Raw genomic sequence first — 3,311 nt, 5'->3', positions numbered from 1 at the left:
GGCCAAGTCCTGAGGTGGCCGGATGATGAGTAAAGTTTAAGTCTGTGGTATCCTGAATTGCTAAAACTCGCTCAAGGCGCTGAATTCTGCCAATCGTACTCTTTTGATGAGCTTGACGGATATCAGCCGGACTAAAATAGGGAGACTTCCAAAAATCATAGGCGGCGGTAGTGGCCGCTTTATCTCCTGATGCCTGTGGCACGCTCGCCCCAGGTTGGCTCACCAAATCGTCCACAATCCGAATGAAGCGCTTGTGGCGTCGCTGATCTCCTAGTTGAGCGTATTGTAGCTCACTACTGGCCCATTCAAGCATAACTTAATTGCTCCCCGCTTCTAGCCCCAGGATGCTTAAAACTATAGCCCATCAATGTTCCAGGATTTTTTAAGAAATATGTACTTTATGTTAAGAAAAATGTGGGTAATGGATAGCCCACAAGGGGAGAGGGGGAGTAAGAAAAAAAACTAAATTGACTCCTTTGACTCGCTTTGACTCGTTCCCAGGCGGAGCCTGGGAACGAGATATAGCAGCAGTCATATTGGTTAGGACATCAGTGACCTAGAGAAAAAGGCGTAGGGCAGGCGTCTCGCCTGGCCTCTCGATCTAATGTCCTAACCTAAGTGCATACTGCTATACATGAGGCTCTGCCTCCAGATTTGTAACTTTTAATCTTAAGAATCGGGCGCAAAAGATGGAAAAGGATTCGACTCAATACGGTGTGGTGATGGTGACAGCAGCTTCGCGTCGGGAGGCAGAAACCATTGCCAAAGCTCTGCTGGAAGCCAAGCTGGCAGCCTGCATCACCCTGCTGCCGGTGCAATCTATATACACCTGGCAGGGCAAGGTTGAGCAAAATGAGGAGTGGCAGCTGCTGATTAAAACAAACTTGACTCACTTTTCGGCTCTGGAAGCCAAAGTCCGAGAAATCCACTCCTATCAAGTGCCGGAAATCATCGCCCTGCCGATTGTTGCCGGTTCCGAACCTTACCTGCAGTGGATCGCAGAAAACGTGCGATAAATATTGGGCAGTGGGCAGTGGGCAGTGGGCATTGGGAATTGAGCAGGGGAACCGGGGAAATTGCCCATGCCCCATGCCCTATACCCTATGCCCCATCACTGCTCGAACTTGGCGCGGAAGCGCACGAACCCGTAGGAGTTAGAAGGAGTCGAGCCGGTAGCGCTGGGGATGTTACCCAGATTAACCACCACAGCCCCATTTGTATTCTGTGGTATCTCATTCCCTTTACGGCAAGAAGCGGGAAGCGAAGTGCCGGCAGTGTAAAATTGACCGCCATCCCCATCCCCTGCATCGGTATAGGACAGCTGGCTGCCATTTACGAAAACAGAGATTCCACCAGGAATGAAAGTCAAATTCCGGGGAACTAAATCGCAGATGGTCACATTGTTGGCCGTCGCACCTCCATCGGAGAGGAAGTAGATAGTGTATTCAATTTCATCTCCCGGCAGAATTTTGCCGCCATCAATTTTCCCCAGCAAATAGTTGCTCGGCCAGCCAGATGCCTTGTCATCTGGATCGGCTGGGTCGCTAGCCAGATCGTTAAAGGTTGTGGAATTGATGCGCGTGATTCTCTTAACCAAGCGCAGATTTGCTTTGGGCGGCGCGGTAACTGGAATCGTTACCGCTGCCGGTGTGGAGGAAGCACCGCTGTTATCGGTGGCGGTATAGGTGAAACTGGCGTCGCCGGTGAAATTGGGGTTTGGCTGGAATATCAGCTGCGCTGCTTCAGAAGGAGTCAATTTTTGTCCCGCTTGCACCGGCTGTCTATTGAGTAATAATACCCCTTGACTCGGTGCGGGTAATGTGCTTATGGTGTACGACGCAATCGTGTCGCCCGCATTGGGATCTGTGGCACTCAGGGCGGGAATTTGCACCGGAGTGTTGTTGGGCGTTGAGGGGGCTGTTTTGTTCGCGGGCACCGGCGGCTGGTTGGCGGGTATGGGCACTGTTATCTTGACGGTAGCGGTGGCGGTGCCTCCTTTTCCGTCGCTGATGGTGTAAGTGTAGGTGTCGGTGCCGGTAAATCCGGGATTGGGGGTGTAGGTGCACACGCCTGCCGGTGTGCAGCTGACTGTGCCGTTGGCGGGCTGAGTGAAGTCGGTGACGGTGAGGGTGTCGCCGTTGGCGTCAGTGTCGTTGCCCAATACATTAATACTCACCGGCACTCCCGGATTTGTGAAACCACTGTCGTTGGTAGCCACCGGCGGGGTGTTGGGTGCGGTTACGGGGATGGTGACGGTTGCCGGTGTGGCATCAACTGCACCGCTATTGTCGGTGGCGCTGTAGGTGAATGTGGCGCTGCCGGTGAAGCTGGGGTTGGGCTGGAATTTCAGCTGCGCGGCTTGTGCGGGGGTGAGGATTTGCCCTGCAGTTACTTCCACTCCATTTAAGAATAGTTTGCCTTGACTTATGTCAGGCAATGTACTGATGGTGTATGACACGACGGTGCCGTCTGTGTCTGTGCCGGTAAGGGTTGGGACGTCTGCTATGACGTTATTCGCGGTTGCCGGCGCGGTTTTGTCTTCTGCTACCGGCGGGGTGTTGGGTGCGGTTACGGGTATGGTGACGGTTGCCGGTGTGGTGTCGGAATCCCCGTCGTTATCTGTCGCCGTGTAGGTGAATGTGGCGCTGCCGGTGAAGCTGGGGTTGGGCTGGAATTTCAGCTGCGCGGCTTGTGCGGGGGTGAGGATTTGCCCTGCAGTTACTTCCACTCCATTTAAGAATAGTTTGCCTTGACTTATGTCAGGCAATGTACTGATGGTGTATGACACGACGGTGCCGTCTGTGTCTGTGCCGGTAAGGGTTGGGACGTCTGCTATGACGTTATTCGCGGTTGCCGGCGCGGTTTTGTCTTCTGCCACCGGCGGGGTGTTGGGTGCGGTTACGGGGATGGTGACGGTTGCCGGTGTGGCATCAACTGCACCGCTATTGTCGGTGGCGCTGTAGGTGAATGTGGCGCTGCCGGTGAAGCTGGGGTTGGGCTGGAATTTCAGCTGCGCGGCTTGTGCGGGGGTGAGGATTTGCCCTGCAGTTACTTCCACTCCATTTAAGAATAGTTTGCCTTGACTTATGTCAGGCAATGTACTGATGGTGTATGACACGACGGTGCCGTCTGTGTCTGTGCCGGTAAGGGTTGGGACGTCTGCTATGACGTTATTCGCGGTTGCCGGCGCGGTTTTGTCTTCTGCTACCGGCGGGGTGTTGGGTGCGGTTACGGGTATGGTGACGGTTGCCGGTGTGGTGTCGGAATCCCGTCGTTATCTGTCGCCGTGTAGGTGAATGTGGCGCTGCCGG

General features: G+C 54.2%; 4 protein-coding genes. 2 read left to right on the top strand and 2 right to left on the bottom strand.

Features of this window, described 5'->3' with window-relative positions:
- Positions 1-313, bottom strand: a 313-nt coding sequence (locus OSC10802_RS41415) for an IS4/Tn5 family transposase DNA-binding protein (RefSeq protein WP_017719176.1), incomplete at its 3' end; no start/stop codon positions are given.
- A gap of 376 nt (positions 314-689) precedes the next feature.
- Between OSC10802_RS41415 and cutA the strand changes: the two genes are divergently transcribed.
- Positions 690-1,016, top strand: coding sequence for a divalent-cation tolerance protein CutA (cutA, locus tag OSC10802_RS0123275; protein ID WP_017719175.1), 327 nt, complete (start codon positions 690-692; stop codon positions 1,014-1,016).
- Positions 1,017-1,111: 95 nt separating this feature from the next.
- Here the strand turns inward: cutA and OSC10802_RS0123270 are convergent, their stop codons facing one another.
- On the bottom strand, positions 1,112-3,166 hold the full coding sequence (locus tag OSC10802_RS0123270; RefSeq protein WP_445727657.1) for a cadherin-like domain-containing protein: 2,055 nt from the start codon (positions 3,164-3,166) through the stop codon (positions 1,112-1,114).
- On the opposite strand from OSC10802_RS0123270, the gene OSC10802_RS57045 reads away from it, so the two are divergent.
- Positions 3,087-3,296, top strand: a complete 210-nt coding sequence (locus OSC10802_RS57045) for a hypothetical protein (protein ID WP_198525173.1) — start codon at positions 3,087-3,089, stop codon at positions 3,294-3,296. The two genes, OSC10802_RS0123270 and OSC10802_RS57045, sit on opposite strands and share 80 nt — an antisense overlap.
- The last annotated feature ends 15 nt before the right edge of the window (positions 3,297-3,311 follow it).

Source organism: Kamptonema formosum PCC 10802 (genome assembly GCF_000332335.1).
Taxonomy (GTDB): domain Bacteria; phylum Cyanobacteriota; class Cyanobacteriia; order Cyanobacteriales; family Oscillatoriaceae; genus Oscillatoria.
This window is presented reverse-complemented; position numbering and strand designations above follow the sequence as displayed.

Coding starts and splice junctions, on each gene's coding strand:
- cutA (WP_017719175.1), top strand. CDS start 690: ATGGAAAAGGATTCGACTCAATACGGTGTGGTGATGGTGACAGCAGCT.
- OSC10802_RS57045 (WP_198525173.1), top strand. CDS start 3,087: ATGTCAGGCAATGTACTGATGGTGTATGACACGACGGTGCCGTCTGTG.